The 25,170-nt window shown below is 51.1% G+C and carries 23 protein-coding genes; 14 read left to right on the top strand and 9 right to left on the bottom strand.

Features of this window, described 5'->3' with window-relative positions; genetic code table 11:
• Nucleotides 1–15 precede the first annotated feature (15 nt).
• Complete coding sequence (locus HQN88_RS31275; RefSeq protein WP_173119671.1) at nt 16–1,092, bottom strand: M42 family metallopeptidase; 1,077 nt, start codon at nt 1,090–1,092, stop codon at nt 16–18.
• Between the two features lie 159 nt (nt 1,093–1,251).
• Here HQN88_RS31275 and HQN88_RS31270 point away from each other — a divergent pair, with 159 nt between their 5' ends.
• Nucleotides 1,252–1,977 carry an MBL fold metallo-hydrolase gene (locus tag HQN88_RS31270; RefSeq protein WP_173119669.1) on the top strand — a complete coding sequence of 242 codons (726 nt, stop codon included), beginning with the start codon at nt 1,252–1,254 and terminating at the stop codon, nt 1,975–1,977.
• A 21-nt stretch (nt 1,978–1,998) separates the two neighbouring features.
• Entirely contained in the window at nt 1,999–2,562 is a 564-nt protein-coding gene (locus HQN88_RS31265; protein WP_173119667.1) for a TetR/AcrR family transcriptional regulator, read from the top strand.
• Nucleotides 2,563–3,053: 491 nt separating this feature from the next.
• Here the strand turns inward: HQN88_RS31265 and HQN88_RS31260 are convergent, their stop codons facing one another.
• Nucleotides 3,054–3,740, bottom strand: a complete 687-nt coding sequence (locus tag HQN88_RS31260) for a DNA-3-methyladenine glycosylase family protein (RefSeq protein WP_173119665.1) — start codon at nt 3,738–3,740, stop codon at nt 3,054–3,056.
• Nucleotides 3,741–3,890: 150 nt separating this feature from the next.
• Here HQN88_RS31260 and HQN88_RS31255 point away from each other — a divergent pair, with 150 nt between their 5' ends.
• The 6 genes from HQN88_RS31255 (at nt 3,891) to HQN88_RS31230 (ending at nt 12,198) form a co-directional block, all read left to right on the top strand.
• Nucleotides 3,891–5,891 (top strand): GTP-binding protein, encoded by a 2,001-nt coding sequence (locus tag HQN88_RS31255; protein WP_173119811.1) that lies wholly within the window; start codon nt 3,891–3,893, stop codon nt 5,889–5,891.
• Nucleotides 5,892–6,079: 188 nt separating this feature from the next.
• On the top strand, nt 6,080–6,658 hold the full coding sequence (locus HQN88_RS31250) for a glycerol-3-phosphate responsive antiterminator (protein ID WP_173119809.1): 579 nt from the start codon (nt 6,080–6,082) through the stop codon (nt 6,656–6,658).
• A complete protein-coding gene (gene glpK, locus HQN88_RS31245) occupies nt 6,658–8,166 on the top strand; it encodes a glycerol kinase GlpK (protein ID WP_173119808.1) in 1,509 nt (502 codons plus the stop codon). Before HQN88_RS31250 ends, glpK begins: the two co-directional genes overlap by 1 nt.
• A gap of 135 nt (nt 8,167–8,301) precedes the next feature.
• On the top strand, nt 8,302–10,047 hold the full coding sequence (locus HQN88_RS31240; RefSeq protein WP_274318803.1) for a glycerol-3-phosphate dehydrogenase/oxidase: 1,746 nt from the start codon (nt 8,302–8,304) through the stop codon (nt 10,045–10,047).
• A 585-nt stretch (nt 10,048–10,632) separates the two neighbouring features.
• The gene (locus tag HQN88_RS31235) at nt 10,633–11,547 is read left to right on the top strand and encodes a Rossmann-fold NAD(P)-binding domain-containing protein (RefSeq protein WP_173119664.1); all 915 of its coding nucleotides are present in this window, start codon (nt 10,633–10,635) and stop codon (nt 11,545–11,547) included.
• Nucleotides 11,548–11,568: 21 nt separating this feature from the next.
• Complete coding sequence (locus HQN88_RS31230) at nt 11,569–12,198, top strand: LysE family translocator (RefSeq protein WP_246320559.1); 630 nt, start codon at nt 11,569–11,571, stop codon at nt 12,196–12,198.
• 42 nt (nt 12,199–12,240) lie between these two features.
• On the opposite strand, the gene HQN88_RS31225 is transcribed toward HQN88_RS31230, so the two are convergent.
• Nucleotides 12,241–13,125, bottom strand: a complete 885-nt coding sequence (locus HQN88_RS31225; protein WP_173119662.1) for a LysR family transcriptional regulator — start codon at nt 13,123–13,125, stop codon at nt 12,241–12,243.
• Between the two features lie 195 nt (nt 13,126–13,320).
• Between HQN88_RS31225 and HQN88_RS31220 the strand changes: the two genes are divergently transcribed.
• From HQN88_RS31220 to HQN88_RS31210, 3 genes are all read left to right on the top strand, one after another.
• Nucleotides 13,321–14,544: an MFS transporter gene (locus HQN88_RS31220; protein WP_274318804.1), complete on the top strand. Its 1,224-nt coding sequence runs from the start codon at nt 13,321–13,323 to the stop codon at nt 14,542–14,544.
• Nucleotides 14,545–14,625: 81 nt separating this feature from the next.
• Nucleotides 14,626–15,279, top strand: coding sequence for a glycosyltransferase (locus HQN88_RS31215; RefSeq protein ID WP_173119658.1), 654 nt, complete (start codon nt 14,626–14,628; stop codon nt 15,277–15,279).
• 164 nt (nt 15,280–15,443) lie between these two features.
• The gene (locus HQN88_RS31210) at nt 15,444–16,031 is read left to right on the top strand and encodes a TVP38/TMEM64 family protein (protein ID WP_173119656.1); all 588 of its coding nucleotides are present in this window, start codon (nt 15,444–15,446) and stop codon (nt 16,029–16,031) included.
• A gap of 99 nt (nt 16,032–16,130) precedes the next feature.
• On the opposite strand, the gene HQN88_RS31205 is transcribed toward HQN88_RS31210, so the two are convergent.
• The 3 genes from HQN88_RS31205 to HQN88_RS31195 form a co-directional block, all read right to left on the bottom strand.
• Nucleotides 16,131–17,246 (bottom strand): ATP-binding protein, encoded by a 1,116-nt coding sequence (locus HQN88_RS31205; protein WP_246320558.1) that lies wholly within the window; start codon nt 17,244–17,246, stop codon nt 16,131–16,133.
• 402 nt (nt 17,247–17,648) lie between these two features.
• Complete coding sequence (locus HQN88_RS31200) at nt 17,649–18,383, bottom strand: DUF421 domain-containing protein (RefSeq protein WP_173119654.1); 735 nt, start codon at nt 18,381–18,383, stop codon at nt 17,649–17,651.
• 102 nt (nt 18,384–18,485) lie between these two features.
• Complete coding sequence (locus HQN88_RS31195; RefSeq protein WP_173119652.1) at nt 18,486–19,337, bottom strand: SDR family oxidoreductase; 852 nt, start codon at nt 19,335–19,337, stop codon at nt 18,486–18,488.
• A 150-nt stretch (nt 19,338–19,487) separates the two neighbouring features.
• Between HQN88_RS31195 and rpiA the strand changes: the two genes are divergently transcribed.
• Nucleotides 19,488–20,150 (top strand): ribose-5-phosphate isomerase RpiA, encoded by a 663-nt coding sequence (gene rpiA, locus HQN88_RS31190; RefSeq protein WP_173119650.1) that lies wholly within the window; start codon nt 19,488–19,490, stop codon nt 20,148–20,150.
• Nucleotides 20,151–20,752: 602 nt separating this feature from the next.
• Here rpiA and HQN88_RS31185 read toward each other — a convergent pair.
• Nucleotides 20,753–21,304 carry a DinB family protein gene (locus HQN88_RS31185; RefSeq protein WP_338118549.1) on the bottom strand — a complete coding sequence of 184 codons (552 nt, stop codon included), beginning with the start codon at nt 21,302–21,304 and terminating at the stop codon, nt 20,753–20,755.
• 199 nt (nt 21,305–21,503) lie between these two features.
• Nucleotides 21,504–22,445: a helix-turn-helix transcriptional regulator gene (locus HQN88_RS31180; RefSeq protein ID WP_246320557.1), complete on the bottom strand. Its 942-nt coding sequence runs from the start codon at nt 22,443–22,445 to the stop codon at nt 21,504–21,506.
• A 178-nt stretch (nt 22,446–22,623) separates the two neighbouring features.
• Here HQN88_RS31180 and HQN88_RS31175 point away from each other — a divergent pair, with 178 nt between their 5' ends.
• Together HQN88_RS31175 and HQN88_RS31170 are read left to right on the top strand one after the other, a co-directional pair.
• Entirely contained in the window at nt 22,624–24,069 is a 1,446-nt protein-coding gene (locus HQN88_RS31175) for an amidase family protein (RefSeq protein WP_173119646.1), read from the top strand.
• 74 nt (nt 24,070–24,143) lie between these two features.
• Entirely contained in the window at nt 24,144–25,010 is an 867-nt protein-coding gene (locus HQN88_RS31170) for a hypothetical protein (RefSeq protein ID WP_173119644.1), read from the top strand.
• Between the two features lie 71 nt (nt 25,011–25,081).
• Here HQN88_RS31170 and HQN88_RS31165 read toward each other — a convergent pair.
• On the bottom strand, nt 25,082–25,170 hold an 89-nt coding region (locus HQN88_RS31165; RefSeq protein ID WP_173116737.1), incomplete at its 5' end, for an IS3 family transposase.

The following is a 25,170-nucleotide window of genomic DNA, read 5'->3' as shown; positions in this document are numbered from 1 at the left end:
AGTTCAAATCACCACTTAGGCTTGAGCAAGAATGGTGTTTAATGTCGTGCGGTCGCTGGCTTGCACCAGTTTGATCAGCAGCTCCTTCGCCGCGGCGTAATCGTCCACGTGAAGAATCGACGTGGACGTGTGAATGTAGCGGGCGCACACCCCGATTACAGCGGATGGAATCCCGCTGCCTTGTAGGTGCACTTGCCCAGCATCCGTACCACCTTGCGAGATGAAGTATTGATAGGGGATCTTATGCGTCTCCGCCATATCCAGAATGAACTCGACCATCCCACGGTGGGTAATCATCGTGGGATCGAAAATCCGCAGCAGCGCTCCGCGCCCTAGCTGCCCGAAAGCTTGACGGTCGCCGGTCATATCCCCGGCGGCACTTGCATCTAGCGCGTAAAACAAGTCCGGCTGAATCATATTCGCAGCCGTTCTTGCGCCGCGCAGGCCAACCTCTTCCTGTACGGTTGCACCGGCGTACAGGATGTTCGGGAGCTTCGGCCCGCCGTGAAGCTCCTTCAAGAGCTCAATCGCGAGGCCGACGCCGTAGCGATTGTCCCATGCTTTGGCCATAATCCGCTTCGGATTGGCCATGGGTGTGAACGGGCAGATCGGCACGATCTGCTGCCCGAGCTTAATGCCGATGGCGATGGCATCGGCTCGATCTTCGGCGCCGATGTCAATGTACATCGTCTTGATGTCTGCGGGCTTGCTGCGCGCAGCTTCGTCCAGCAAGTGCACCGGCACGGAGCCGATCACACCGATGATCGGTCCGTTCGCTGTCATGATCTGCACGCGCTGCGCGGGCAGCACTTGACTAAACCAGCCGCCGAGCGGCTGGAACTTGACTGTGCCGTGCTCGGTGATGCCGGTCACGAGGAAGCCTACCTCGTCGAAGTGGCCCGCCACCATGATGCGCGGTCCTGTCTCGTCGCCGCGCACAACCCCAAAGAGGCTGCCGAGCGCGTCCTGCACGAACTCATCGGTATATTTGGCTAACTCGCCGCGTACAAATGCACGGATCTCTCGCTCAAAGCCAGGTGCAGCTTGCATTTCGGTTAACGTTTTAAAAAGTGCTAAAGTTTCAGTATTCATGAAGTAACCTCACTCACTTATATGGACTGTAGGACAAATATGAGAACTATTTTACCACAGTCTAATAAAGAACACTCAGACAAATGCAATAAGCCTATTTACAAAACTAATGACATTAGTTATTATACTAATATAAATAGTTAACAGGAGGCGTTGAACATGAAAATAACGCGAATCGGATATCTATATCAGCTGGCTTTTATGCCGAGGTTTTTTCCAGTGAATTGTTACTTGGTGGAGGAAGAATCCGAATTAACCTTGATTGATGCCGCGTTACCCTTTAGTGTGAAAGGTATTTTGCAGGCGGCGAAGCAAATTGGAAAGCCAATTACACGTATCGTTCTAACACATGCCCATGGCGATCATATTGGTGCATTGGACGGTTTGAAGAAAGAATTGCCTCATGCACAAGTTTACATCTCCAGAAGGGATGCGAAGCTGTTGGCAGGCAACGTGGAGCTGGAGGCAGATGAGCTTCAAACGCCGATTAAAGGCGGCATCCCCAAAGGGATTCAGACGAAACCTGATGTACTATTGGCAGACGGGGATCGGATTGGTTCGTTGCAAGCCTATGCTGCACCTGGCCATACCCCTGGTTCCATGGCTTTCCTCGATGTGCGGAGTCGTGCGTTGATCGCCGGGGATGCTTTCCAAGTGCGAGGCGGAGTAGCGGTATCCGGTGTGGTCAAATGGAAGTTCCCGTTTCCAGCGATGGCGACGTGGAGTAAGGAAGCTTCCTTAGCGAGTGGGCGCAGATTGAGGGAGCTAGCGCCAAGCTTATTGGCAATCGGACATGGACGCATGATTGAGCAGCCAGGAGTGGTGCTGGACGCAGCACTGGAAGAAGCAACAGCGAAATTTCAAGGCGCATCAGCGACAATTTAATTTAGTAAAAAGGAGCATATCATGGCTACTCGACAAGGATTAGATGCAGAAACGGTCCTGCAGGCGGCGATAGATCTCGCAGATCAACAAGGGATTGAGCAGCTTTCGCTTGCTGCGCTAGCGACTAAATTAACTATCAAAACACCTTCCCTTTACAATCATATCAAGGGCTTGCCTGATCTGCGAAAACAGCTTTCTAAGCGTGGCCTTCTCCTCGTGAAAGAAGCGATGGTCGAAGCCGTGATTGGTAAAGCAGAGGATGAAGCCTTGTTGGCTGCGGGCATGGCATATGTGGATTTCGCTCGGAAGCAGCCAGGTTTGTACGAAGCGATCTCGGCGTTGCCCGATTATGAAGATCCCGAGCTGAAAGAGGTCGGTGCTGGTGTTGTGAGCTTCCTGTTGCGCATCCTTGCACCTTACGGACTCAGTGAGGAGGATGCGCTGCACGTGGTGCGCGGTTTTCGGAGCATGGTGCATGGATTCGCCTCACTCGAGCATCGGAATGGCTTCCGTATGGGGCTAGATCGGGATGAGAGTTTGCGGCGATTGTTGCAGACGTATTTGCGGGGGCTGCGCGTGAGGTAGAGATAGAGGTTGAGGTTGAGGTAGCTGATTTAGGCGATTGAAGTAGAGTGAGAAGTGTAGTTAAAGTAGCTAATGTTAACAATTTGCAGTAAGCAAATGCGAGTTGGTGAGGGTTAATGTGAGTGCGAGTGTGTCCTGTTGGACTGCTTGCGCTTTTTTGCGTGTAGGGGTCTTGGAGAGGCTGGGGAGGCGAGTTTTGGCCGCGTTACTCCCCCGAACCACAGTTTATGTACCGAATAAGCCATCAAAAAGTGCTTAATTGTCTAAAATCCCTTGTAGGGATGCAAATAAGCAAGGTTAGCGTGCTTATTTGTCACAAACGCGCCCGAAATTTATGGATAGGCGCAGAATAAGCACGATTTGAGGTCTTATTAGTAGAGATTGCTCATGGCAGACGGAATAAGCAAAGTTAGCTTGCCTATTTTCCTGAAGATGCCGTAATCGGTCGGAAATGAAGTTCCTGCTCATTCGGCAGCAGGTGTTGAGTTTCACTAAGCCTGCATCGGCTTCTCACATGCTTCCACCGGCAGGCCGGAATCAACAAGTCCCGTGTCAATGGCGCGCCATAAATAAAGCGAACCATAGCTGCGATAAGGAGCCCAGCCTTCGGCGGCGACGCCTAAGTAGTTTTTGTCGGGGCGCTCGGGAAGCCCATGCAGCCAGCGGGCTGCACGCTGCAAACCAGCATCGCCGAGCGATAGAATGTCGGGTCGGCCTAAGGTGAAGAGGAGAAACATTTCAGCAGTCCAGACGCCGATGCCTTTGACACTCGTTAGCTGCTTCAGTAGGTCTGTGGTATCTACATCTTGGAGCTGGTCCAACATGACTTCACCGCTGAGTACCTTGGTGCTAAGGTCGCGGATGTAGCGGATTTTGGGATAAGAGACTCCGCATTGGCGGATGGCTTCCTCATCCGTGGCTAGAACATCCTCTGGCGTAATGGCGGGGATGAGCTGTTTAACCCTCGTTTTGATCGTTAATGCAGCTTTAGCTGATAGTTGTTGGGAAATAATCGACATGACGAGAGACTCATAGGGGCGAAAGCTCGGTGTAAGTGTGAGTTCACCGATGAGCTCGATCAACCTTGCTAATTTCGGGTCAGCTTGAGATAGCGCGATGATGGCAGGGTGCTGGTTATGAAGTTGAATGGTTGTAGTTGGCACAGCGGGCGGGTGCATGACAATTCCTCCTCAGCAAAATCATTTCCAAACGGCGGCACATTCTCCTTAAATCTTTACGCAGAAAGAGTGGATTGGCAGGCTTATCCAAACGAACTCTCTTTGAGTATAATAGAAGAAAGAATGAAAGCCAAAGGGGTACGGAACAGCATGACGGATGTTAAAGACATAAGATCGAGAAGAAACGTGGGGATTTTTGCGCACGTGGATGCGGGGAAAACGACAACTACGGAGCATTTGCTATATCTAAGCGGGCGTATTCGCGCACTAGGCAGTGTAGATAGCGGGACGGCACAGACGGATTCTCTGGACGTGGAGCGTGAGCGGGGAATTTCGGTTCGGAGTGCAACGACAAGTCTAGTGTGGCAAAATACATGGATCAATCTGGTGGATACGCCAGGTCACGTCGATTTCTTGTCGGAGGTAGAGCGCTCCTTACGCGTGATGGATGGAGCGATTCTCATTATTTCTGCGGTGGAGGGCGTACAGTCGCAGACAGAAATGATTTGGCATGCGCTGCAAGCGCTTAAAATCCCAACGCTGCTATATATGAATAAATTGGACCGTGTCGGGGCTGACCCCGAACGCGTCCTGCAAGAGATTCATAAGCAGCTTACGGGGATGGCGGTGCCAATCTATGCACCGCTGGGCCTTGAGGACACGTTCCGCGGCGCGCGGAACGTACTGGATGACGCGCCGCCCGCAGTCGGCGCGCTCCATGGATTCGACCTCGCAGCCGCGGTCGAAAAGCTCTCCGAGCTCGATGAGCCGCTGCTCACGAGCTACATTGAAGGTGCGCCCATCGCGGCGCACGAGGTCAAGGTAGCCCTGCAGCGTTACGCGCGGCAGGGTGAGGCTTTCCCTTTGCTGGTCGGAGCCTCCAGCAAAGCAATAGGTATCGAGGAACTGCTCGCAGCGATCCTCGATTACTTGCCTGAGCCGCGCGGCGACGCAGAGCAGCCGCTGTCGGCTGTGGTCTTCAAGGTCGAGCGCGACAAGACCATGGGGCGCATGGCGTACGTCCGCCTCTACGAGGGGACGATGCGTAACCGGGACACCGTCGTCAATGCCACGCAAGGCGTGGAGGAGAAGGTGACCCAGATTCGCCGCATCGACGGGCGCAAAGCCGAGGATCTAGGCGTGGTGGCGGCGGGCGACATCGCGGCCGTCTGCGGCTTGACGCAGGTTCGGATCGGCGATGTGCTCGGCCGGCCGGACAGCGTGCCGCCTGCGCCGCGCATGGCGGTGCCGCTGCTGACCGTGCAGGTGCACGCCGCGAGCGAGGCGCAGTATCCGGCGCTCGTCGCCGCGCTGCAGGAGCTCACGGACGAAGATCCGCTGCTCGACCTGCAGTGGCTGCAAGATGAGCGCGAGCTGCACGTCAAGGTCATGGGCGCGATCCAGCTCGAGATTCTGACGAGTCTCTTGAGCTCGCGCTTCGGCCTCGCGGTAAGGTTCGATCAACCTTCAGTTATTTATAAAGAAACGCCTTCACAAGTAGGCGAAGGCTTTATAGCTTATACGATGCCCAAGCCGTGCTGGGCGATCTTACGGTTTCGCATCGAGCCGGGTGCGCCAGGCAGCGGGCTCGTGTATGAGTCACAGGTACGCGGCGAGCAGCTGCTCGTACAGTACCAGAACGAAGTTGCGCGCCGCGTGCCGGAGGCGCTGCAGCAGGGGCTGCTCGGTTGGGAAGTCACCGATGTGAAGGTGACTCTTCTAGAGGGTGAGCATCACGTGTGGCACACGCACCCGCTAGATTTTGCGGTTGCGACGCCGATGGGCATTATGCAAGGTCTCGCACAGACAGGCACGACGCTGCTGGAGCCGATGCTGCAGGTGCGTATTACCGTGCCAGAAGAGTTCGGCGGCAAGGTACTTAGCGATCTTGTGCAAATGAGGGCAACCTTTGATGCGCCAAGCATCGCGGGTGGCCGGTTCGTCCTAGAGGGGCGGCTGCCAGTAGCGACGTCGCTTGAATATCCCGTGAAGCTTAGCGCAATGTCGGGCGGGCGCGGCGTGATTACGTCCTCTTTTGCAGGGTATCAGCCAAGTCCGACAGATGTCCATGCAGAGCGCAAACGGCGCGGCGTTAATCCGCTCGATCAGTCAAAATATATTTTGGCTGTACGAAAGGCCCTATCTAATTAAGCGCAGGGTCCAGCCATCGACCATTGACATGGCGTCCCTCCTTTGAGTAAAATACAGATAAGTTAATAACATGTGACGGAGAACAGGAGACTCACTCGGATTGCCCTTTGAATATTGGAGGCAAATCTTGGTGAGTCTTTTTGTCATGGCGGTCATGTCCAGAAGTTCAGAAAATCGAGGTGAAGCGCATGTCGCTGCAGGATCAGTGTATTTTACCAGCCATCCGTAAGATGAAGGATTTAGAGAAGCTCATGAAGTCGTCTTACACGTATATCGTGCTGCTCGACAGTCATATTGGCCAGCTCAAAAGCATTGTCGACCTAGGCCGAGCCCATGGGAAAAAGATGCTGCTTCATGCGGATCTCATCGAGGGACTGAAAAACGACGAGTTCGCAGCTGAATTTCTATGCCAAAGCATTCGCCCTGCGGGTATCATATCGACACGTGGCAATGTGATTACGAAGACAAGACAGAATGGCTTGCTCGCGATTCAACGGCTTTTTCTGCTGGATAGCTCGGCGCTGGACAAAAGTTACACCCTGCTCGAACGTACGCAGCCGGATTACATCGAGGTGATGCCAGGTGTCATTCCGCACATTATCAAAGAGGTGAAGGAGCGTTCGGGTATTCCGATTTTTGCAGGCGGACTGATCCGTTCCATTGATGATGTGGAGGGGGCGCTTGCGGCAGGTGCAACGGCGGTGACGACCTCGAACCACGAGCTTTGGAAGCATTACGATGGCGTAACAAGGAGGCATAATCAATGATGACAACAACGGGATCCAAGCCCTCATATATCCTTTCCCTTGATCAGGGGACAACGAGTTCTAGAGCGATTTTATTTGATCAAAAAGGAAGTATCGTGCACACCTCTCAGCAGGAATTTAAGCAGTATTTTCCGAAACCAGGCTGGGTGGAACATGATGCGAACGAAATTTGGCTGTCGATTCAGAGCGTGATCGCGACGTTATTGTCCGAGTCTGAGGTGCAGCCTACGGAGATTGCGGGAATCGGGATTACGAACCAGCGAGAGACGGCTGTCGTGTGGGATAAGCATACGGGGATGCCGGTGTACCATGCGATTGTATGGCAGTCTCGCCAGACGGCAGATATTTGTGAAGAGCTTAAGGCGCAGGGGCTTAACGACCTGTTTCGGGAGCGAACGGGACTTCTGATTGATGCGTATTTCTCGGCGACCAAAATCAAATGGATCCTCGATCACGTCGAGGGAGCGAGGGCAAGGGCCGAGCAGGGAGATTTGCTTTTTGGCACGATGGATACCTGGATCATCTGGAAGCTAACGGGTGGCAAGGCTCATGTCACCGATTATTCAAACGCTTCGCGGACGCTCATTTACAACATTCACGAGCTGAAGTGGGACGAGGAGCTGATGGGGCATTTGGACATTCCCGCGGCAATGCTGCCGGAGGTTCGTTCGTCGTCCGAGGTGTATGGGCATACGCAGGAAAACCTATTCTTTGGAGCGGCGATTCCGATTGCAGGTGCGGCTGGCGATCAGCAGGCGGCTTTGTTCGGTCAGGCGTGTTTTGAAAAAGGGATGGCCAAAAACACCTATGGCACGGGCTGCTTCATGCTGATGAACACAGGGAATCATGCGATTCCGTCGCGCAGCGGCCTTTTGACTACCATTGCATGGGGATTGAACGGGAAGGTTGAGTATGCGCTGGAGGGAAGTATTTTCGTGGCGGGCTCGGCGATCCAATGGTTGCGAGACGGGCTGCGCATGATCAAATCCGCGAAGGATTCCGAGGAATATGCGAAAAGAGTCGTGTCCACCGAGGGTGTGTACGTGGTTCCCGCCTTTGTGGGGCTTGGGACGCCTTATTGGGATAGTGATGTGCGGGGCGCGGTTTTTGGCCTGACACGGGGGACGTCGAAGGAGCATTTTATCCGGGCAACCTTAGAATCCCTTGCGTATCAGACGAAAGACGTGCTGAAAGCCATGGAAGATGATTCAGGCATTGAGCTAACGAAGCTGCGAGTTGACGGCGGTGTGGTGAAAAATGACTTCCTCATGCAGTTCCAAAGCGACATGCTGGGTGTCACGGTTGAGCGTCCGGTCATCAATGAAACGACAGCGTTAGGGGCGGCTTATTTGGCTGGTCTCGCGGTTGGTTTCTGGCAAGATCAGGCGGAAATTGCCGCGCAGTGGCAGGTGGATCGGGCTTTTGAACAGGAAATGGCAGCGGACTTGCAAGAAAAGTTATATAACGGATGGAAAAAGGCGGTAAATGCCGCAATTGCTTTTAAATAAAGGCATATCGTGATATACTACACCTAACAAGTTCATATTCGGTTGGAGACCAGGAGAAACCACAGCGGACCTAAACGTGCAAACGTGATAGGTAGGTTGTGGTTTTTTCATATTCATAAAAAGGGAGAGATTCGCATGACAACAGGACAAATGGAAGCTGGACAACATAAAAACGTAGCAGATAAAACATTTAGCGGGTTGAAAAGAAAAGAGACGCTTGAAGCGATGGCGCAGCAACAATTCGATGTGATTGTAATTGGCGGGGGGATTACCGGCGCGGGTATTGCGCTGGATGCGCAGAGTCGCGGGCTTCGCACGGCGTTGATTGAGATGCAGGACTTTGCTTCAGGGACGTCGAGTCGTTCGACAAAATTGGTGCATGGTGGACTGCGATATTTGAAGCAGCTGGACGTGAAGGTTGTAGCCGAGGTCGGGAAAGAACGGGCGATTGTGTATGAAAATGGCCCTCATGTGACGACGCCGGAGTGGATGCTGTTGCCTTTTTATAAAGGCGGGACGTTCGGCAAGTTATCTACTTCGCTCGGGCTGCGCGTTTATGATTTCTTGGCGGGGGTCAAGCGTTCGGAACGGCGTAAGATGTTCAGCCCTGACGTGACTTTGCAGCACGAGCCTTTGCTCAAAAAGAAGGATCTTAGAGGCGGCGGTTACTATGTGGAGTATCGTACGGATGATGCGCGATTAACGATTGAGGTTATGAAAAAAGCGGTGGAACTCGGCGCGATGGCGGTGAATTATGCCAAAGTTGAGGAATTGATCGTGAAGGATGGCACCTTGGTTGGGGTGCGGGTTATGGATCAGCTCTCTGGCGGCATAGAAGGGAAAGATTCGAGTGATCAATCAGCTTCGTACGCGCTGTTTGCGAGTAAAATCGTCAATGCGGCGGGGCCGTGGGTGGATACCCTTCGCGAAATGGACCGTTCGAAGCAGGGCAAAACGTTGCATTTGACCAAAGGGGTGCACTTGGTTTTTGATCAGAGCCGGTTTCCGTTGGGGCAGGCGATCTATTTCGATACGCCGGACGGGCGGATGGTGTTTGCGATCCCACGCGATGGCAAAACCTATGTCGGCACGACCGACACGAACTACAAAGGGGATATTGCGAATCCCCGTATTACTTTGGCTGATCGCGCCTACGTGCTGCGTGCCGCGAATGAGATGTTTCCGTCCCTCGGGTTGACGGAGGCTGACGTCGAATCGAGCTGGACCGGGCTGCGCCCGCTGATCCATCAGGAGGGCAAGGATCCTTCCGAGATTTCGCGTCGCGACGAAATCTTCATCTCTAGCTCCGGCCTCATTTCGATGGCCGGGGGTAAGCTGACCGGCTACCGCAAAATGGCGGAGTCGGTCGTGAACCAGATCGCCGCCATGCTGGTGGCGGAGGGTAAGGTCTCGGCGGCGCTCCCGCCGAGCCGTACGAAGACGCTGCCGATATCCGGCGGCGATGTGGGCGGCTCCGCGCAGCTGGCGCCGTTCTTGCGCGGCAAGGTCAGCCAAGGCTTGCGGCTGGGGCTGACCGAGCCTGAGGCGATGCTGCTCGCGCAGCGATACGGGTCCAACGTGGACACCGTATTCGCGCTGCTGGAGCAGCACAGGGGTGAGGCCGCGCGGCTGGGCATGCCTGCCGCGGTGCTCGCTGCGCTCGTGTACGCGGTGGAGCGCGAGATGGTCGTAAAGCCGGCGGATTTCTTCATCCGCCGTACGGGCGCCCTCTTCTTCGATATCGCGTGGGCAAGGCAGTGGAAGGCGCCTGCGACGGCCTTCCTGGCAGAGCGCTTCGGCTGGAGTGAAGCGCAGACAGCGGCATATACCGCCGAGCTGGAGCAGATGCTCCATGAGGCGGTTCATCCGCTGGAGGCTTAAGCCGTAGATATAGGCTTTCCATCACACAAACCTGTTCCATATCATTTATGCGATCTGCAAATGAAATAACTGGATTTCCTGTAGCTAATTTAGCCTAAATAGTTCTTTTTGCGAAATTAACTGGAGTTTCTACAGCTAATATGAGCCATATTCCGCGCAATGGGGATTTTCGGCAGATATAGATGGAGGTTTTCCAGTTAATCTGCCATATGGAGGAATTGATCGGGATTTAACTGGAGGTTTTCCATCTATTGCGCTTGCCTCTTCGAGAATAGCTTCTTCGCAACGCCTTCAAGTCTCATTCCAACCAAATAAGTCGTCCCGCAATTCCTCAAGGAATTGGGGGGCGACTTATTTGGTTAGGGTTGCTCGTTCCCTCAGGGTTGCTGCGTATGTATCGGCTGCCTTCCCTCTACGGAAATAGTCCTCTCCTCGCTATGCTAGAAGGTTTGATAGTCCACATGTTAAGTTTCGTTTTGTGAAGGGTTACCAATTTCCCCACTGCCTATTGACACCTAACCCTACTCCGCCTAAAATGTATAAAAATACATAAGTATGAATAAATATACGAAAGTGGTGACGGAGTTGCAACACCTTTTATCTTTACAAGAGCTCGACAAAGCTGCCTTGTTGTCTATTATTCGCACAGGTATAGTGATCAAAAACAATCCAAAGACCTACTACAACCACTGCGAGCGCAAAGGGCTGCTCATGCTTTTTCAGAAATCATCGACCCGAACGGCGCTTTCCTTTCATTCAGGTATTCATCAACTGGGCGGCTATGCGGTAAATATGGATTGGGATGCCAGCAATTTCAGTATCTCTCCAATACAATATGAAGCTCGTTATGCATCAAGGAACTGCGATGTGATCATGGCAAGACTCAAAAAACATGCCGATTTATTAGAATTAGCTGCGTTTTCACAGGTGCCGGTGATCAATGGCTGCTGCGATATGTACCATCCCTGCCAAGCGCTGGCCGATTTAATGACGATTTATGAAGTCAGAGGAACTTTTGAAGGCGTAACGCTAGCCTATGTTGGCATCCATAATAATGTTGTGAATTCCTTAGTTGCAGGTTGTATGACTTTGGGTATCAAACTATTGCTGGTAACTCCAATCGTCAATGAAGCTTCGTGGGATGAAGAACTCATGCAGCGAGCCTACGTAAGTGGATACGTTGAGGAAGTTGAAGTACTGTCTGTGGCGATGAAAAGGGCTGACTTTATCTATACAGATACATGGGTCGATATGGAGTTTTTCTCGGACGCGGCTTACCAAGAGGAGAAAGAGAGAAGAATTGACATCATGATGCCTTTTCAGATTAACAAGCGCAGTCTAGGGAAATATTCACCGTATATCATGCATGATATGCCTATTCATCCCGGCTTCGAAATCGCAGAAGATGTGATTGAATCGGAGCAATCGATCATTTATCAGCAAGCGGAGAATCGGATGCATGTTCAAAAAAGCTTGCTCCTACACCTATTAAACCTATAGCTGAAGGGAGAACATCTCGACATGACTTTCACGACGCTTCTGGCTGTTGCCATAGTTTCACTCGGAATGGTGTGCACGCCAGGACCTAATATGATCTACTTAATTTCACGCTCGGTCACGCAGGGGAGGATGGCGGGGATCATCTCACTGCTCGGCATTATACTCGCCTTCCTGGTCTACATCGTGACTACGATGTTAGGGCTGTCAGCGCTGTTTCTGGCAGCACCGTATGTGTTCGACGCTGTAAAGCTAGCCGGAGCTGCTTACTTACTTTGGCTGGCTTGGCAAGCTGTAAAGCCGGGTGCTAGGTCCGCGCTGACTACACGGGATCTCCCCGTTGACCCGCCCAAGAAGCTTTTCTTGATGGGTTTCATGACCAACCTGCTCAATCCGAAAGCTGCGGTCCTGTACGTGTCGCTTTTGCCTCAATTTGAGGACCCTGCTCGGGGCTCTCTACTGCTGCAAAGCGCGGCGCTAGGACTCACGCAAATCACGGTGAGCTTCACGGTGAACCTCGTGATCGTGCTAACGGCAAGCCGAATCGCTGGATGGTTCGGCACACGTCCGAAGTGGCTGCAAATCCAGCGGTGGCTGATGGGAAGCGTGTTGACGGGGTTAGCTGTTCGTCTTGCTTTTGAGCGGAGACCATAATGAAGAGACCCGCAGCAGATCGCTGAGGGTCTTTATTCATAGCTAACCTTGCTTAAAAAAAGCAATCACAAACTCACGGAAATGAATGGCCGCCTGTGAGAGGTAGTGCTTGCGATTCCAGGCGATGCCGAAGGTACGGTGACAGTAGGGTTCTGTTATTTTTAACTGAACGGTGTCAGGATTGGAAGCTCTTCTCCCTAGGGAGAGTGGTAGGGTGAAAGTAATGCCGAGCCCCATTTCGACTAGCGTTTGAATCGCACTGACTTCCTCAAGCTCGAACGCGATGCGCGGTTCGAACCCCGCTTGTCGGCAGAAACCATCTGTAATTTCCCGAAAATTCGCTTGAGAGGACAGAGAGATGAAGGGTTCATTAGCTGCTTCTATTAAGCGTATGCTGTCTCTGGACGCAAAACGGTGTCCCTGCGGGACGGTCAAATACAGCTCTTCTTCAACGAGCGTAAGCCATTCAATATCTGGTCCGATTACCGGTGTGGAAGAAATGCAGAAATCAATTTCGGCATTCTCGAGATCGTTTCTCATTTCCAAGGCAGAAGCCAGCTGACGTTGGATGACTCTGACATGGGGGTGGATCGTCAAGAATTCTTTGAGAAGAGTCGGCAGCACGTAAGGAAGGGACACAAAAAGGGAAACGACGCCATGGTCGAGTCCAGCCATATCCTTGATCTCCCGCTCACCTTCTTTCAACTCCAGAAAAGCTTGCTCAACGCGGCGGAGATACGTCTTCCCGAAGGCATTTAATTTCACATGCCGGCCTTGACGCTCGAACAAAGGGAGACCTAACTTTTTCTCCAGCCGCTGGATGGAGTTGCTGAGTGAAGGTTGTGAGACATTGAGTTCTTTGGCAGCTTGGGTCATATGCTCAAGGCGTGCGACGGTCTGAAAATAATGAAGCTGTAGGAATTCCATATGTGGATCCTCGCTTTCTGATTGGCGATAAAATGTACATCTAAACGCGGTCGCTCATCTTTGAATGGCCTCGATAGAAATTTTCTCATAACTTTGATGTGATCATTCTATCATATAATATGTATTATACTTTATTGATTATCCCTCTTATACTAGTTCAACAGACAGAAAACCTTTGTGGAGAATGGAGCACATATGTTGACTAGAGAGAGAATTTGGACGAAAAATTTTGTTGTCGTATGTATGAGCAGTTTTTTCATGTTTCTTACCTTTTATATTTTAGCTACGGCATTTCCCCTATATGTAAAGGATAGTTTGCACGGTGATCAACAGCAGATGGGATTGTCGATTACGATTTATGTCATCGGCGGGGTGTTGATTAGGCCATTCTCAGGGCAATGGGTAGATCGATATGGTAAGAAGAAAATGGCCATCATCGGAATGGTCATTTTCTTATTGGCTTGCATCAGCTATTTCGGTGCGAAGGGGATGTTCATGTTTCTGGTAATTCGCCTCATTCACGGCATGAGCTATGCGATCGCTTCGACAGCGACGAGTACGATTGCATCGTCACTCGTTCCCAATTCACGTCAAGGTACGGGAATGGGCTATTTCAGCATGTTCATGAGTGTCGGGATGGTTATCGGGCCTGCGCTGGGTCTATTTTTATGGAAAGATAAGGACATCCATGTATTGCTCTTGGCGATTTGCGTGATTGCTGCGCTCTCACTCCTCTTCACGCTGGGTATGAGAGTGCCGAAGGAAAGCCAAGAAGCGTTGCAGTCTGTGGAGCCTAAAAAACGGGAGAAACGACGCTTGCAATGGAGTGATTTTATCGAACCCAAAGCGCTGCCTATTTCGGTAGTGGGATATATTCTAGCTTTTGCCTATAGCTCTTTATCTGGCTTTATGTCCTCGTTTACGGTAGAAATTCATCAATCTCAAGTTGCTGGTACGTTCTTTGTCGTGTTTGCGCTGATGATCGTGGTTTTCCGGCCGCTGATTGGGAAAATATTCGACTCATATAACGAGCATTATCTGTATTATCCCGGAATTATCTTGTTTGCAGTAGGTATGCTCCTGTTAAGCCAAGCGCACTCGGCAACGATGGTTTTGGTAGCGGGAGTCATCATGGGCGTAGGTTATGGTGCGCTTTTACCGTGTTTCCAAGCTTTAGCGATGAAACTGGCCCCTGAACACCGCAGAGGGAGTGCAACAGGGACTTTTTTCTTGCTGTTTGACCTTGGGTATGGCTTAGGGTCTTATGTCATGGGAATGATCGCTACCGTGTCGGATTATCGCATGATGTATGTCGTCGCAGGGCTCGTTCCGTTGCTATCCGCGGCTTTGTACTATGTGCTGCACCACCGTCCACGAGCGAAGATACAACTCCATAATCAGAATGCCAAGTTAGTCTAAATGAGAGAACGGGCATAAAAACGTAAGCTTTTCCTCAAAATAAACCATGTTCGAGAATTGTTTGCAGAGGAGAAGGTTTTTATGAAACGAAGGTTCTTAGTAGTAACGCTGCTTGTAACGATGGTTCTGTCTTTCACTTTACTTCCGATTGGCGCACATGCTGCTGGGAAAGAGCCTGGTTCTGCACTTTGTATAACTCCTTCGAAGGTCAAGCTTAATCAAGACTTGCGGAGACTTTGGGTCGATCATGTGGGCTGGACAAGGAGCTACACCATTAGTGCGATTGCTGGGGTTGAGGATCAGAAAGACGTGTTGGATAGGCTGCTGAAGAATCAGCAGGACATCGGTGATGCAGTGAAGCCTTTTTATGGAGAGGCGGCCGGGAATAAGTTAGCTGAACTGTTGAGGGAGCACATCCAATTAGCAGGAGGCGTAATAGATGCGGCTAAGGCTGGTAATCAAGCTGAACTAGCCAAATTTAATAAAGAGTGGTACCGGAATGCGGATGATATCGCCAAATTTCTAAGCGCCGCTAACCCGAACTGGTCACAGAAAGAACAGCAGGACATGCTGTACGCACACTTGCAGTTCGTTACGGATCAAGTCACCGCGAGGCTGAAAAAGGATTGGAAAGCGGATATTCTTGCCTTCGACAAAGGGGAAGATCATATGATTATGTATGCCGACATGTTGTCGAATGGGATTATCAAGCAGTTCCCAGATAAGTTCAAATAAGTCCCACAACTTCACATAAGTACGTACCCCAAGCTGATACTGGTTGCATCCAGTGTCGGCTTGTTTTGTGCTTAATCGTGCGCAGATTGGGGCCGTCGTGCTATAATCGTGCCATATGAACGAGAGGAGAGGAAACGTCGAAACTTGTCGACTTTTCACGCCATATGGATATCAAAGAGCTCTTATCCTATTTAACCGAAGAGAATCTAATGCTAGTTCTGGACAAATACCGTTCATTCGGTCCGTTGCCCGGGCTGCTGCTCCCTTTTATGAAATCTTTCATTCCACCGCTCCCAACACTGGTGATCATTAGTGTAAATGCGGCTGTGTACGGATTATGGCTCGGTTTTTTGTACTCCTGGATCGGTATTGTGTGCGGTTGCTTAGTAACGTTTGCGATTGTGAAAAAGGTGGCGGGCCACCCGTATCTCGTGCGCTGGTCGCAGAAACCAAACGTCCAAAAAAGCCTCAACTGGGCGCGGCGCCAAGCGTTCAATTACGTCTTTATCCTTAGTTTATTTCCTTTGGGACCCTTCGTGGTCATTAATATGGCGGCGGGGCTGGTGCGGATGCGGTTCCGCTCCTTCCTAGTGGCGGTTGCTGCGGGGAAAGCGGTGATGGTTATGTCCGTTAGCTTTATTGGTTACGATCTGAAGCGGTTCATGGATCATCCCTATCAGCTTATTTACGTGGCGTTATTCATTGCGATTTCTCTGTTTATTAGCAAAAAAGTAGAAAAACGATTTATGTGATTAGATACCGTAAAATACCCCGCCTTGCAGCAGGGCTCGTTTCCCGTTTTAAAGGGAGCGAAGCCTGAGCAGAGGCGGGGTATTTTTGCATAGTAAGATTTATACGCTGGAGTCGCTCCACACCCTGATAGTTAAGTTCGGATAGTTAAGTGCCAGCTCATCGCTTTCCTTTTGGATTAAACTGAAGTCAAACGGCTGGTGAAATATATCGCGATCTGGCAAAAAAGTCACACTCGTTCCTGTTTCCTTGGTCACTCCTACCGTTTGAACCACACTCTGAGGGATACCATGCTTATAGTGTTGCTGAAAAATGCAACCATCCCGCTTGATCGTGACAGCAAGTTTGCTGGACAGTGCGTTGACGACGGGCATGCTGATACCTTTTTCACTGCCTGGGGCGAAGAACTGGGCACTCCCGCGCAGGTGGCTCATATCCGTCAGAACAGATTGAACACGAGGTAATTCTACACCAGGCAAGGCATCAACAGGGATGCCACGGCCATTGTCCGAGACAGTTATACTGCCATCCTCATGTAAAATGAGACTAGTCTCCGTACATGTGCCATGCTGATGCTCCAATAGGGAGTTCTCCACGACAGCCCATAGCAGCAGGTGCGGGTTATAGACATCATCGGCCCCGCCTAGGTAGGCAGGGGCATTCGTTCGTACCTCTGTCATTGCGATGTAGTCTGTTGTATCCATTAGATCTGAAGTCGCGGCCAGGAGTAAAAGCAGAGGAAGTACGCGATGTCCTGGAATCGCATACGTTCCGCCTCGCTCTTCTTGGACGAGCAAATCCGCGCCAACTAAGGCTTTCATATGATGATAAAGCTGGCCCGTTGTTCCCATATTCAAGCGTTCCACAAGCTCGGGTCCGTTTAGAGGCTCTTGTAATACTAATCGTAAAATATCCAATCTTTGCTTATGCGCAAGCGCTACTAACACTTTGGCCGATTTATCGCCATCGAGTTGGAGCAACTGGCTGACTTGTTTGTCCTGCAGCTCCCAACGGTAGCTCGCATTCTCTCCCCGATACTGCCCAGAATAAAATAAACGGCCTAGCTCAGCCGAAGCGAAGGTCTCTTGGGTGTGTGTCATAGGAGGGGGGGATTCCTGTGCATCCCGTTTCAGTAATTGCTGAACTAACTGTCCCAGTTGGTTCATTTGTGTTTGCAAAGCATCTAACTCATTGCCATAATCTCGTGTTGTGGTCAAACAGATCACCTCTTCTGAATTCTAATATTATTTAATTACGTAATTACATAATAACATAATAAGGTTATCCAAGGGAAGGGGGGAGGGTCACGGCACGGGCAGAAATTATAAAATAAATGGATTTCATGCAGCTAATTTTGCTGTGCATGCCACTTTGAGGCGATTAACAGGAAAAAGTACAGCTAAATGGGCACATTTAAGCGGAATGAGGGGAATAGAGAGGAATTAGATGGAGTTTTTCCATCTAGATTAGGAAAACGGTTATATACGAAGAAATTAGCTGTAAGAAATCCATCTAAAGTTGGGTAGGGAGCTCCAGTTGGCCCCTAGAGGGGGCGGAACAATGGAACAGCCATATAACCTGCACAGCTAAAAAGCCAAAAGAAAAAGACGATTCAACGCTTAATGCAGCGTCAATTCGCCTTTTTCTTGCGTGTCCATCTCCGTGTACACGCGGACTTGGTCTTGGTCGTCTATCGTAGCGAGCACGACGTGCCCCATATCAACCTGTAAAGCTTGCATTTGCGCCTCCAGCCAAGCTAGATCTTTCCCCTGCTGTGCGAGCAGCTTTTTATCATAGGCGCCTTGTATGATCAGTGGCTTCACGAGGGAGAAAGCATCGCTGGGGATGGCCATATCTTTGGCGGTCACCGTTTGATGCTGCGGCTCAAGGAATACGGAAACCATTCCGCCTGGCTCCCACAAAGCGAGCGCCACTTTCTCGATATCCTCCACTTGTTGCTTGCGAAGCTCAGAGAAGAGGTGGTCGACCGAGATTTTGGCTTTGCGCAGGCCACCCATGCGAAGCTTTCCGTGTTCAATAAGCGTCAGGGGTGACGGTTCAAAGAGATGTTTGAGGAAGTTCCATTTGAGACTCAGCCAAGAGGTTATGAGATAGAGCACTACGAGCGCAACGGTCGTGATCATGGATCCTATTAAACCTAGATGCTCATCAGAGAGCGGGTGTGCCATGATATTACCTAGAATGAGAGCAATGACGAAGTCGAGAAAACGCAGCTGAGAGATCGAGCGTTGGCCTAAGGCTTTGGCGGTGATGAGCAGAAAAAAGTAGCCTACGACTGCACGTAAAATCCACTGCATGATAGTCAGTGATTCTTGACTGTGAAAGAAGTCCAAGGGGCGTCACACTCCGAAGATAAGGTAAATGCTCCCTATAACGTACCCTTATAAAGGAGCAGCTATCCGCAGTTAGCAAGGGTGCATCCCCCAATGCGGCTCTTACGCGCCGCTGGTGAGTCCGACCTGCTCCTCGCTCCAAGCCCAAAGTTGACGAGCTAGCGCGTCGTCTTTGGCTCGGGCGGAAACAGGCGCAATCGCCCGTCTGTAGAAGTACTCGCCGCTGACCGTCTGCACGTCCGGGCTTGAGGCCAGAAACACCGCCGTGTCCGCGCCCTGCGCCGCCGTCAAGAAAAACGGCCGCATCATCGCATGCACGGCCTTTCCAAACCCGGTGTCGCGATCGACACCGATGTTCGTGGCCACGGCTCCCGGATGGAGCGAGTTGGCCGTGGCTGAAGTGCCTGCGAGCCGCTTCGCGAGCTCGCGGGTGAACAAGATATTCGCCAGCTTCGACTGGGCGTATCCGTTCCAGACCCGGAACCCTCGCTGAAGGTGAGGGTTCGCCCAATCGATGCGCCCGATTTTGTGGGCGCCGGAAGAGACATTGACGATCCGCCCCTGCGGAGCGCGGATGATAGCGTCCAGCAGAAGCTGGGTCAGCAGAAAGTGGCCGAGATGGTTGACACCCATCATGGACTCGAAGCCATCTGCTGTGGTTTTCCGCTTCACGGTGACGACACCAGCGTTGTTTACGAGCACATCCAACACGTCGTATTTGGCAAGAAACGCCGCCGCAAAAGCGCGAATGCTCGCCAGTGACGCGAGGTCACAGAGCATCAGCTCAATGCGCTCGGAGCCGCTCTGGCGACGTGCTTCGGTGAGCGCCTGCTCGCCTCTTTGCTTGCTGCGGCAGAGCATAATGACGTTGGCGCCTAGCTTAGCCAATGCCACTGTTGTGGCAAGGCCCATGCCGGAGTTAGCTCCGGTGATGAGTACCGTTTTATTATGCATCGCGGATCGCCTCCTTTTTTTCCAGTATAGCCCATGAGAAGAATCTTCGCATACCATCTTGCTTGAACGATGCTCGTTCGTTGAGTTTTCTTTTTATGTGTTAAACTAGTTGCAAAGAATTCAATCAGTAGATGTGAGGAGCGTGTACAAGTGGAAGCGAAAAGAGCAGCAGCAGAGCTAGCAATTACGGAGATTCGAGATGGGATGATCGTCGGTTTGGGGACGGGATCAACGGCCTATTGGGCGATTCAAGGGCTTGGTGTACGGGTGCAAAATGGTCTGCACATTCAGGCCGTAGCTACCTCAGTAGCCTCTGAGAACTTGGCTAAGGAGTTGGGGATCCCGCTTATTCCTTTTGCAGATATCTCAGAAATCGATGTCACGATAGATGGGGCCGACGAAGTCGACACGGCTTGGCACTTAATCAAAGGCGGGGGAGGCGCGCTCCTGCGGGAGAAAATCGTCGCATTTTCAAGTAAAAAGCTGATAATCGTGGTGGATGAAAGTAAAGTTGTGCCGCAGCTCGGCGCATTTCCATTACCTGTTGAAGTTGTAAAGTTTGGCTATGAACTGACGATTCGGAAGCTCCAAGCACTAGGCTGCGAGCCGAAAGTTAGAACTGCTGACCATCAGCCATTTGTGACGGATAACGGGAATTATATTATCGATTGTCATTTCGGAAGCATCCCTAACCCCGCTGAGCTGCATCAGGTAATCAACGGGATTCCGGGTGTTGTGGAGAATGGGCTTTTTATCGGGATGGCTAGTCAGGTAATCGTCGGGTATAAGGATGGTTCGGTGGGTAGGCTGTAGGAGAATAACATACCTAATAAGCGAAAAAGAGTTGCTCCACCATTCCGTTAAGGAATTGAGGGGCAACTCTTTCTATGTTTGAACGAGATTTATTTAGATGACTTGATTCGATCAGACGTCACCCAATAATAACTGGAAAATGTACAGCTAATGTCGTCGTATTTCAACCAATTCGCAGATTAACTGGAAAAACTCCTGCTATTTCGGCTGTTAGGTGCCATTCTGGATCAAATGCTTCAGATTAGCTGTAGGAAATCCAGATATTCGTCTCAAAAGGCTCATTCCGCTAAATTTAACTACAGAAAATCCATCTATTCCACAGGAGCTCCACCGCTAGAGCGGAGGAGGTGTTAGATTGGTTGCAGTCTGCTTGTAGCTCCGCCGCTAGGGTGGAGGAGGTGTTAGATTGGTTGCAGTCTACTTGTAGCTCCACCGCTAGAGCGGAGGAGGTGTTAGATTGGTTGCAGTCTGCTTGTAGCTCCGCCACTAGGGCGGAGGTGTGTGCGAATGGGTGTACGCTACCTGTCACTCTGCCGTTGGGCAGAGGACGAATAGGCGTAAGCAGGTGTACATGGTGGTGTTGAACCTGCAAGAGGCACCGCCTACACCAAAGGTTGCATCCCCATCTCAACCCAGCTTTCTCTCGTCGGACCATAAATATCAGGAACGCGCAATCCAGCTTGGCGCATCAAGACGATCATTTCACCGCGGTGGTGAATTTCATGGGAGATGAGGACGCGCAGTGTAAGCCCGTTCGGCCACTGATCGCCGTACATATCGCTTGTCTCGAACAACTTTGCGTCGGTCCACTGCGTCTGAATCGCGTCGATGGCTGCGGCAGCAGAGGTACGGTAGGTGTCAGCGATGGTTTGGGCAGAAGCGGGAGCAATCTCTTCGCCTTCAGGTGCAGCGAATGTCAGTCCCGTGCGGGATAGCATCTCGTGAACCGTTGTGGCGATGTGCCAAGCAATTTGTCCAAGCGAACGGAGTTCAGGTGTGATTTTCTGAGCAAGGGAAGCATCCGTTAGGGCGTCCATAACGCGCTGGGTGCCTTGCGCTTCGCGGGTATATTCGGTTGCAAAATCTTCAATCATTTTAATCATGGGGGTTGTCCTCCTCAAAGTTTTCGCCAGGAAACCTGGCATCACTAGCATGGGTTTTGTTTTTTTCTCCAGTAAACTGGCATCTTTAGCATGGTCTTGGTATTTTCGCCAAAGAACCTAGCATCACTGGCATGGCATTCCACTATGGATACGTTGTCAGCAGGGGCAGAGTTTCATATCGGTGCATGTTCTTAGTTGATACGCACACCTCATTTTCCCAGTATAGACATACAATACTGACAACTGATTGTCAGTGATTCGAATAGAGGGCGACTATTTTTTCGGCCTTTTCTTTGATGATGGCAGCGATATTCGCAGGTTCTAGAATGCGCAGGCTTGGGCCATAGCTGAGCAGCATGCCATGCAGCCAAGGTTCATCGGGCTGCGTCGCTCTAATCATGAGTGTTCCATCGGGCTGCATGGTCACATCCTCAGGTTGGAAGTAGTCTTCGATCTGCGCCCTAACATTCGGTTGCGCGTGCAGCACGAGCGTAATGAGGGTGGAAGGGTCTCGTTGGCCTCGACGATAATCAAGCTTTTCCAACGTTTCTTGTTTGCGTTCGAATGTTTGGGAAAGCACGTCGATGCCATTCATGCGGGATAAGCGAAAAACCCGGAAATCCTCGCGCAGCAAACAGTAGCCGTACAGATACCAGCCGAAGCCTTTGATCACGATGCCCATAGGCTCTACGGTTCGCACGGACGGTTCGCTTTGGGATGAAAGATAGGAAAAGGTAACGAGTCTTGTTTCCTTAATTGCGGTGCGAAGAGCTGTCAGCTGCTCTGTGTTTTGATGCCCACTGCTCCATGGATTCATATCAAGAATAAGCTGGTTGCCCAGTCTAGCTGCATCGGGTTGCTCGGATTTGGCGACGAGTGCGCCGACCTTATCCAGCAGATTGCTGATTTCCTGATCGGGGACGGAAGCACGAATTCCTTTGAGGCCGATGATGATCGATTGCAGCTCTTCCAAGGAAAGAAACTGACGATCCAGCCGGTATTGGTCCATAATTTCATAACCACCGCTGAGTCCTGCATAGGAAACTACCGGAATGCCTGCTTGGTTAATGGCCTCCACATCCCGATAAATCGTGCGCATAGACACCTCGAACCGCTCGGAAAGCTCTTTGGCACTAATACGGCGACGATTAAGCAACAGCATGGTGATGGCGAGTAAACGATCTATTTTCAAAAGGAACACCTCATTAATTCTGGTCGTATATTCTTTATTCATTATTCGATTATACAGATGTAAATCCTTTGTTGCCTACTTTGCCGGAAGCAGCTAGGGAATCGCTGCCTTTAAGAAGGGAAACCCGAAAGCTTAGGGAATTAGTTTAGCATGAATAGTGGAGAGGCGGCGGTTGTTGATGGCGCATATTTCGGACGAATGGATGGCAAATGCGGATATTGTCACACTTCAACTTGCGATGGAACGGCAGGAAATCAGCTCTGTAGATTTGGTTGTTTACTATACGGAACGAATACACACCTATAATGGCAAAATTAATGCAGTGCTAGAGTTGAATCCAGATGCAGGAGCAATCGCGGAAGAACTAGATCGAGAACGTGGAGAAAGTGGGAGCCGGGGGCCATTGCATGGGATTCCGATTTTGCTAAAGGACAACATTCAGACTGCTGACCGGATGCATACGAGTGCTGGGTCGATTAGTTTGGCGGAGCATATGGCGACAGAAGATGCTTTCGTCGCTGCCAAACTGCGTGAGGCTGGTGCGGTACTGCTGGGCAAAGTGAATATGACAGAGTGGGCCAATTTCATGGCCGTTGCGATGCCATCCGGATATAGCTCAAGAGGCGGACAGGTGGTCAATCCGTATGGACCTGGCATTTACGAAGTTGGAGGCTCCAGCTCGGGGTCTGGTGCGGCGGTTGCGGCGCATTTTGCAGTGGGAGCTATCGGTACTGAAACGTCTGGATCTATCGTCAATCCAGCGGGGCATAACAGTCTTGTCGGCTTGAAGCCAACGGTGGGCCTGTTAAGTCGCTCGGGCATTATTCCGCTTGCCAGCAGCCAGGATACGCCGGGTCCAATGACGAGAACTGTGTGTGATGCGGCTGTGCTGCTCAGCGTCATGACGGGTGTAGACGCAGCGGATGCACATAGTATAGCTAGCGATGGTCGGGGCCATGGGGATTATACGCCTTATCTTGATCGCCGAGGGCTCCAACAAGCCAGAATAGGGATTCCCCGTTGGTATTATGGGCAGTTGGATGAGGAAGAACGTCAGATCGCGGAGCAGGCTATTCAAGTTTTGCGTGACGAAGGTGCGATTATCATAGATGATGTGGCGCTTCCTTGCCAAGATGCCCTCTGGAACTACGATGTGCTGCTCTATGAATTCAAAAGAGATCTCAACGCCTATCTGGCCAAGCTAGATCCGTCCAAGACGCCTGTACATTCCTTACAAGAGGTTATTGCGTTCAATGAACGGCATGCTGATCAGGCGCTGGTCTACGGGCAGGATACGTTGATTTGGTCAGAGGATGCGAACGGTACGCTTACGGAAGAGGCGTATTTGACGAGTCTCCATAGGTATCAAGAGCTCACACGAGCACAAGGGATTGATCATGCCCTTCAGACGTATCAACTCGATGCGTTGTTTTTTCCCAAAGATGAAGGCGAGGATATTGCCGCCAGGGCAGGCTATCCACTGTTGATTGTACCCGCTGGTTACACAAGTAAAGGGCCAATGGGTGTCATGTTTGCAGCCGGAGCATTCAGTGAACCGACGCTGATTAAGCTTGCGTATGCCTTCGAGCAGGCGACACTTTATCGCAGACCGCCCCTTTTGTAATTGGTTTCCGCATACCTTATTGAAAAATTTGGAATAATAAACCGAATTTAATTCGATGATGGGAAGTGCGAACGATGTCTCGGTTTAGAAAAGGTTTTATGATCCCACTGCGCGTAGCAGCGATGGGTATGCTCTTGAGCGGCGCTTTAAGCTTTGGTGGGTCGGCAGAGGCCTTCACCTTCACGCAAGAGGTACCCTCGCCCCCCTCACAACTAGCGCCTCCACAGAGTGGGCAAGGTCAGCTCATCCAGACGCGTGAGATTGATGTCACAGGCGACGGCAAATTAGATATGGTCTCCCTTGTCGGTCTGAAATCAGACCTGAATAGCCCCTATTATGACAAGCTGTTTATCTCCGTCACTGGACAAGGCCAGGCACAGGTCGTGATTCCGCTGGAAGGCGGGTATAATCCGAAGATGGATTTTTGTGATTTTATCCATGACAAGCTGCCTCAGATTTATGTGACATCCGATACCGGCGGCAGTGGCGGGTTTACCTCAAATTACATTTATTCGCTCAAAAATAACGTGCCCACCGCAATCCCGATGCCGGAACCGCTGCATGTCAAAGCGACCTTTAAGAATAATTATAAGGTGAAGATGAAAATCGAGGAGACCGGCAAATCCTTTACCCTCGATATTGCAGATCGGAAGGAAGCTTACGATCAATTCGGCATCTATAAGCAAGGGAAGCTTGTCAAACCCTTCATTGTAAATGTAGATGCGTACAGCTTGCTGAAGCCTATCGATGTGGATCGGGATGGCTACTGTGAGCTGAAAGGTGTTCAGCGCATCACAGGTATCGCCAACGCTGACACACTAGGCTATGTCACATCAGTGTGGAGATGGCACAAAGGCCAATGGAAGCTGAAGGAAGCGGCGGTTACGCAAACCTTGGCGACCAGCATGGTGCGTGCCCCGAGTCCAGAAGACGAGGACTAGATACGACAAAGACCGCTCTTACACGGAAAAAATCCATGTATGAACTGACCCCCAAAAGTTAGACATTTATGTTATGCAGCCTGTGAGGCATGAGTTCGGTACTGTACCGGGCTCATGCCTTTTAGTTTTTTCTTGATGCGCTCGTGATTGTAATAGTTCA

Origin of the sequence: Paenibacillus qinlingensis (genome assembly GCF_013204845.1) — a bacterium.
GTDB classification, from domain to species: domain Bacteria; phylum Bacillota; class Bacilli; order Paenibacillales; family NBRC-103111; genus Paenibacillus_E; species Paenibacillus_E qinlingensis.
This window is presented reverse-complemented; position numbering and strand designations above follow the sequence as displayed.

Coding starts and splice junctions, on each gene's coding strand:
- HQN88_RS31265 (WP_173119667.1), top strand. CDS start 1,999: ATGGCTACTCGACAAGGATTAGATGCAGAAACGGTCCTGCAGGCGGCG.
- HQN88_RS31275 (WP_173119671.1), bottom strand. CDS start 1,092: ATGAATACTGAAACTTTAGCACTTTTTAAAACGTTAACCGAAATGCAA.
- HQN88_RS31255 (WP_173119811.1), top strand. CDS start 3,891: ATGACGGATGTTAAAGACATAAGATCGAGAAGAAACGTGGGGATTTTT.
- HQN88_RS31210 (WP_173119656.1), top strand. CDS start 15,444: ATGGATATCAAAGAGCTCTTATCCTATTTAACCGAAGAGAATCTAATG.
- HQN88_RS31260 (WP_173119665.1), bottom strand. CDS start 3,740: ATGCACCCGCCCGCTGTGCCAACTACAACCATTCAACTTCATAACCAG.
- HQN88_RS31270 (WP_173119669.1), top strand. CDS start 1,252: ATGAAAATAACGCGAATCGGATATCTATATCAGCTGGCTTTTATGCCG.
- HQN88_RS31230 (WP_246320559.1), top strand. CDS start 11,569: ATGACTTTCACGACGCTTCTGGCTGTTGCCATAGTTTCACTCGGAATG.
- HQN88_RS31220 (WP_274318804.1), top strand. CDS start 13,321: ATGTTGACTAGAGAGAGAATTTGGACGAAAAATTTTGTTGTCGTATGT.
- glpK (WP_173119808.1), top strand. CDS start 6,658: ATGACAACAACGGGATCCAAGCCCTCATATATCCTTTCCCTTGATCAG.
- HQN88_RS31250 (WP_173119809.1), top strand. CDS start 6,080: ATGTCGCTGCAGGATCAGTGTATTTTACCAGCCATCCGTAAGATGAAG.
- HQN88_RS31195 (WP_173119652.1), bottom strand. CDS start 19,337: ATGCATAATAAAACGGTACTCATCACCGGAGCTAACTCCGGCATGGGC.
- HQN88_RS31215 (WP_173119658.1), top strand. CDS start 14,626: ATGAAACGAAGGTTCTTAGTAGTAACGCTGCTTGTAACGATGGTTCTG.
- HQN88_RS31185 (WP_338118549.1), bottom strand. CDS start 21,304: ATGCTAGTGATGCCAGGTTTCCTGGCGAAAACTTTGAGGAGGACAACC.
- HQN88_RS31240 (WP_274318803.1), top strand. CDS start 8,302: ATGACAACAGGACAAATGGAAGCTGGACAACATAAAAACGTAGCAGAT.
- HQN88_RS31225 (WP_173119662.1), bottom strand. CDS start 13,125: ATGGAATTCCTACAGCTTCATTATTTTCAGACCGTCGCACGCCTTGAG.
- HQN88_RS31175 (WP_173119646.1), top strand. CDS start 22,624: ATGGCGCATATTTCGGACGAATGGATGGCAAATGCGGATATTGTCACA.
- HQN88_RS31170 (WP_173119644.1), top strand. CDS start 24,144: ATGTCTCGGTTTAGAAAAGGTTTTATGATCCCACTGCGCGTAGCAGCG.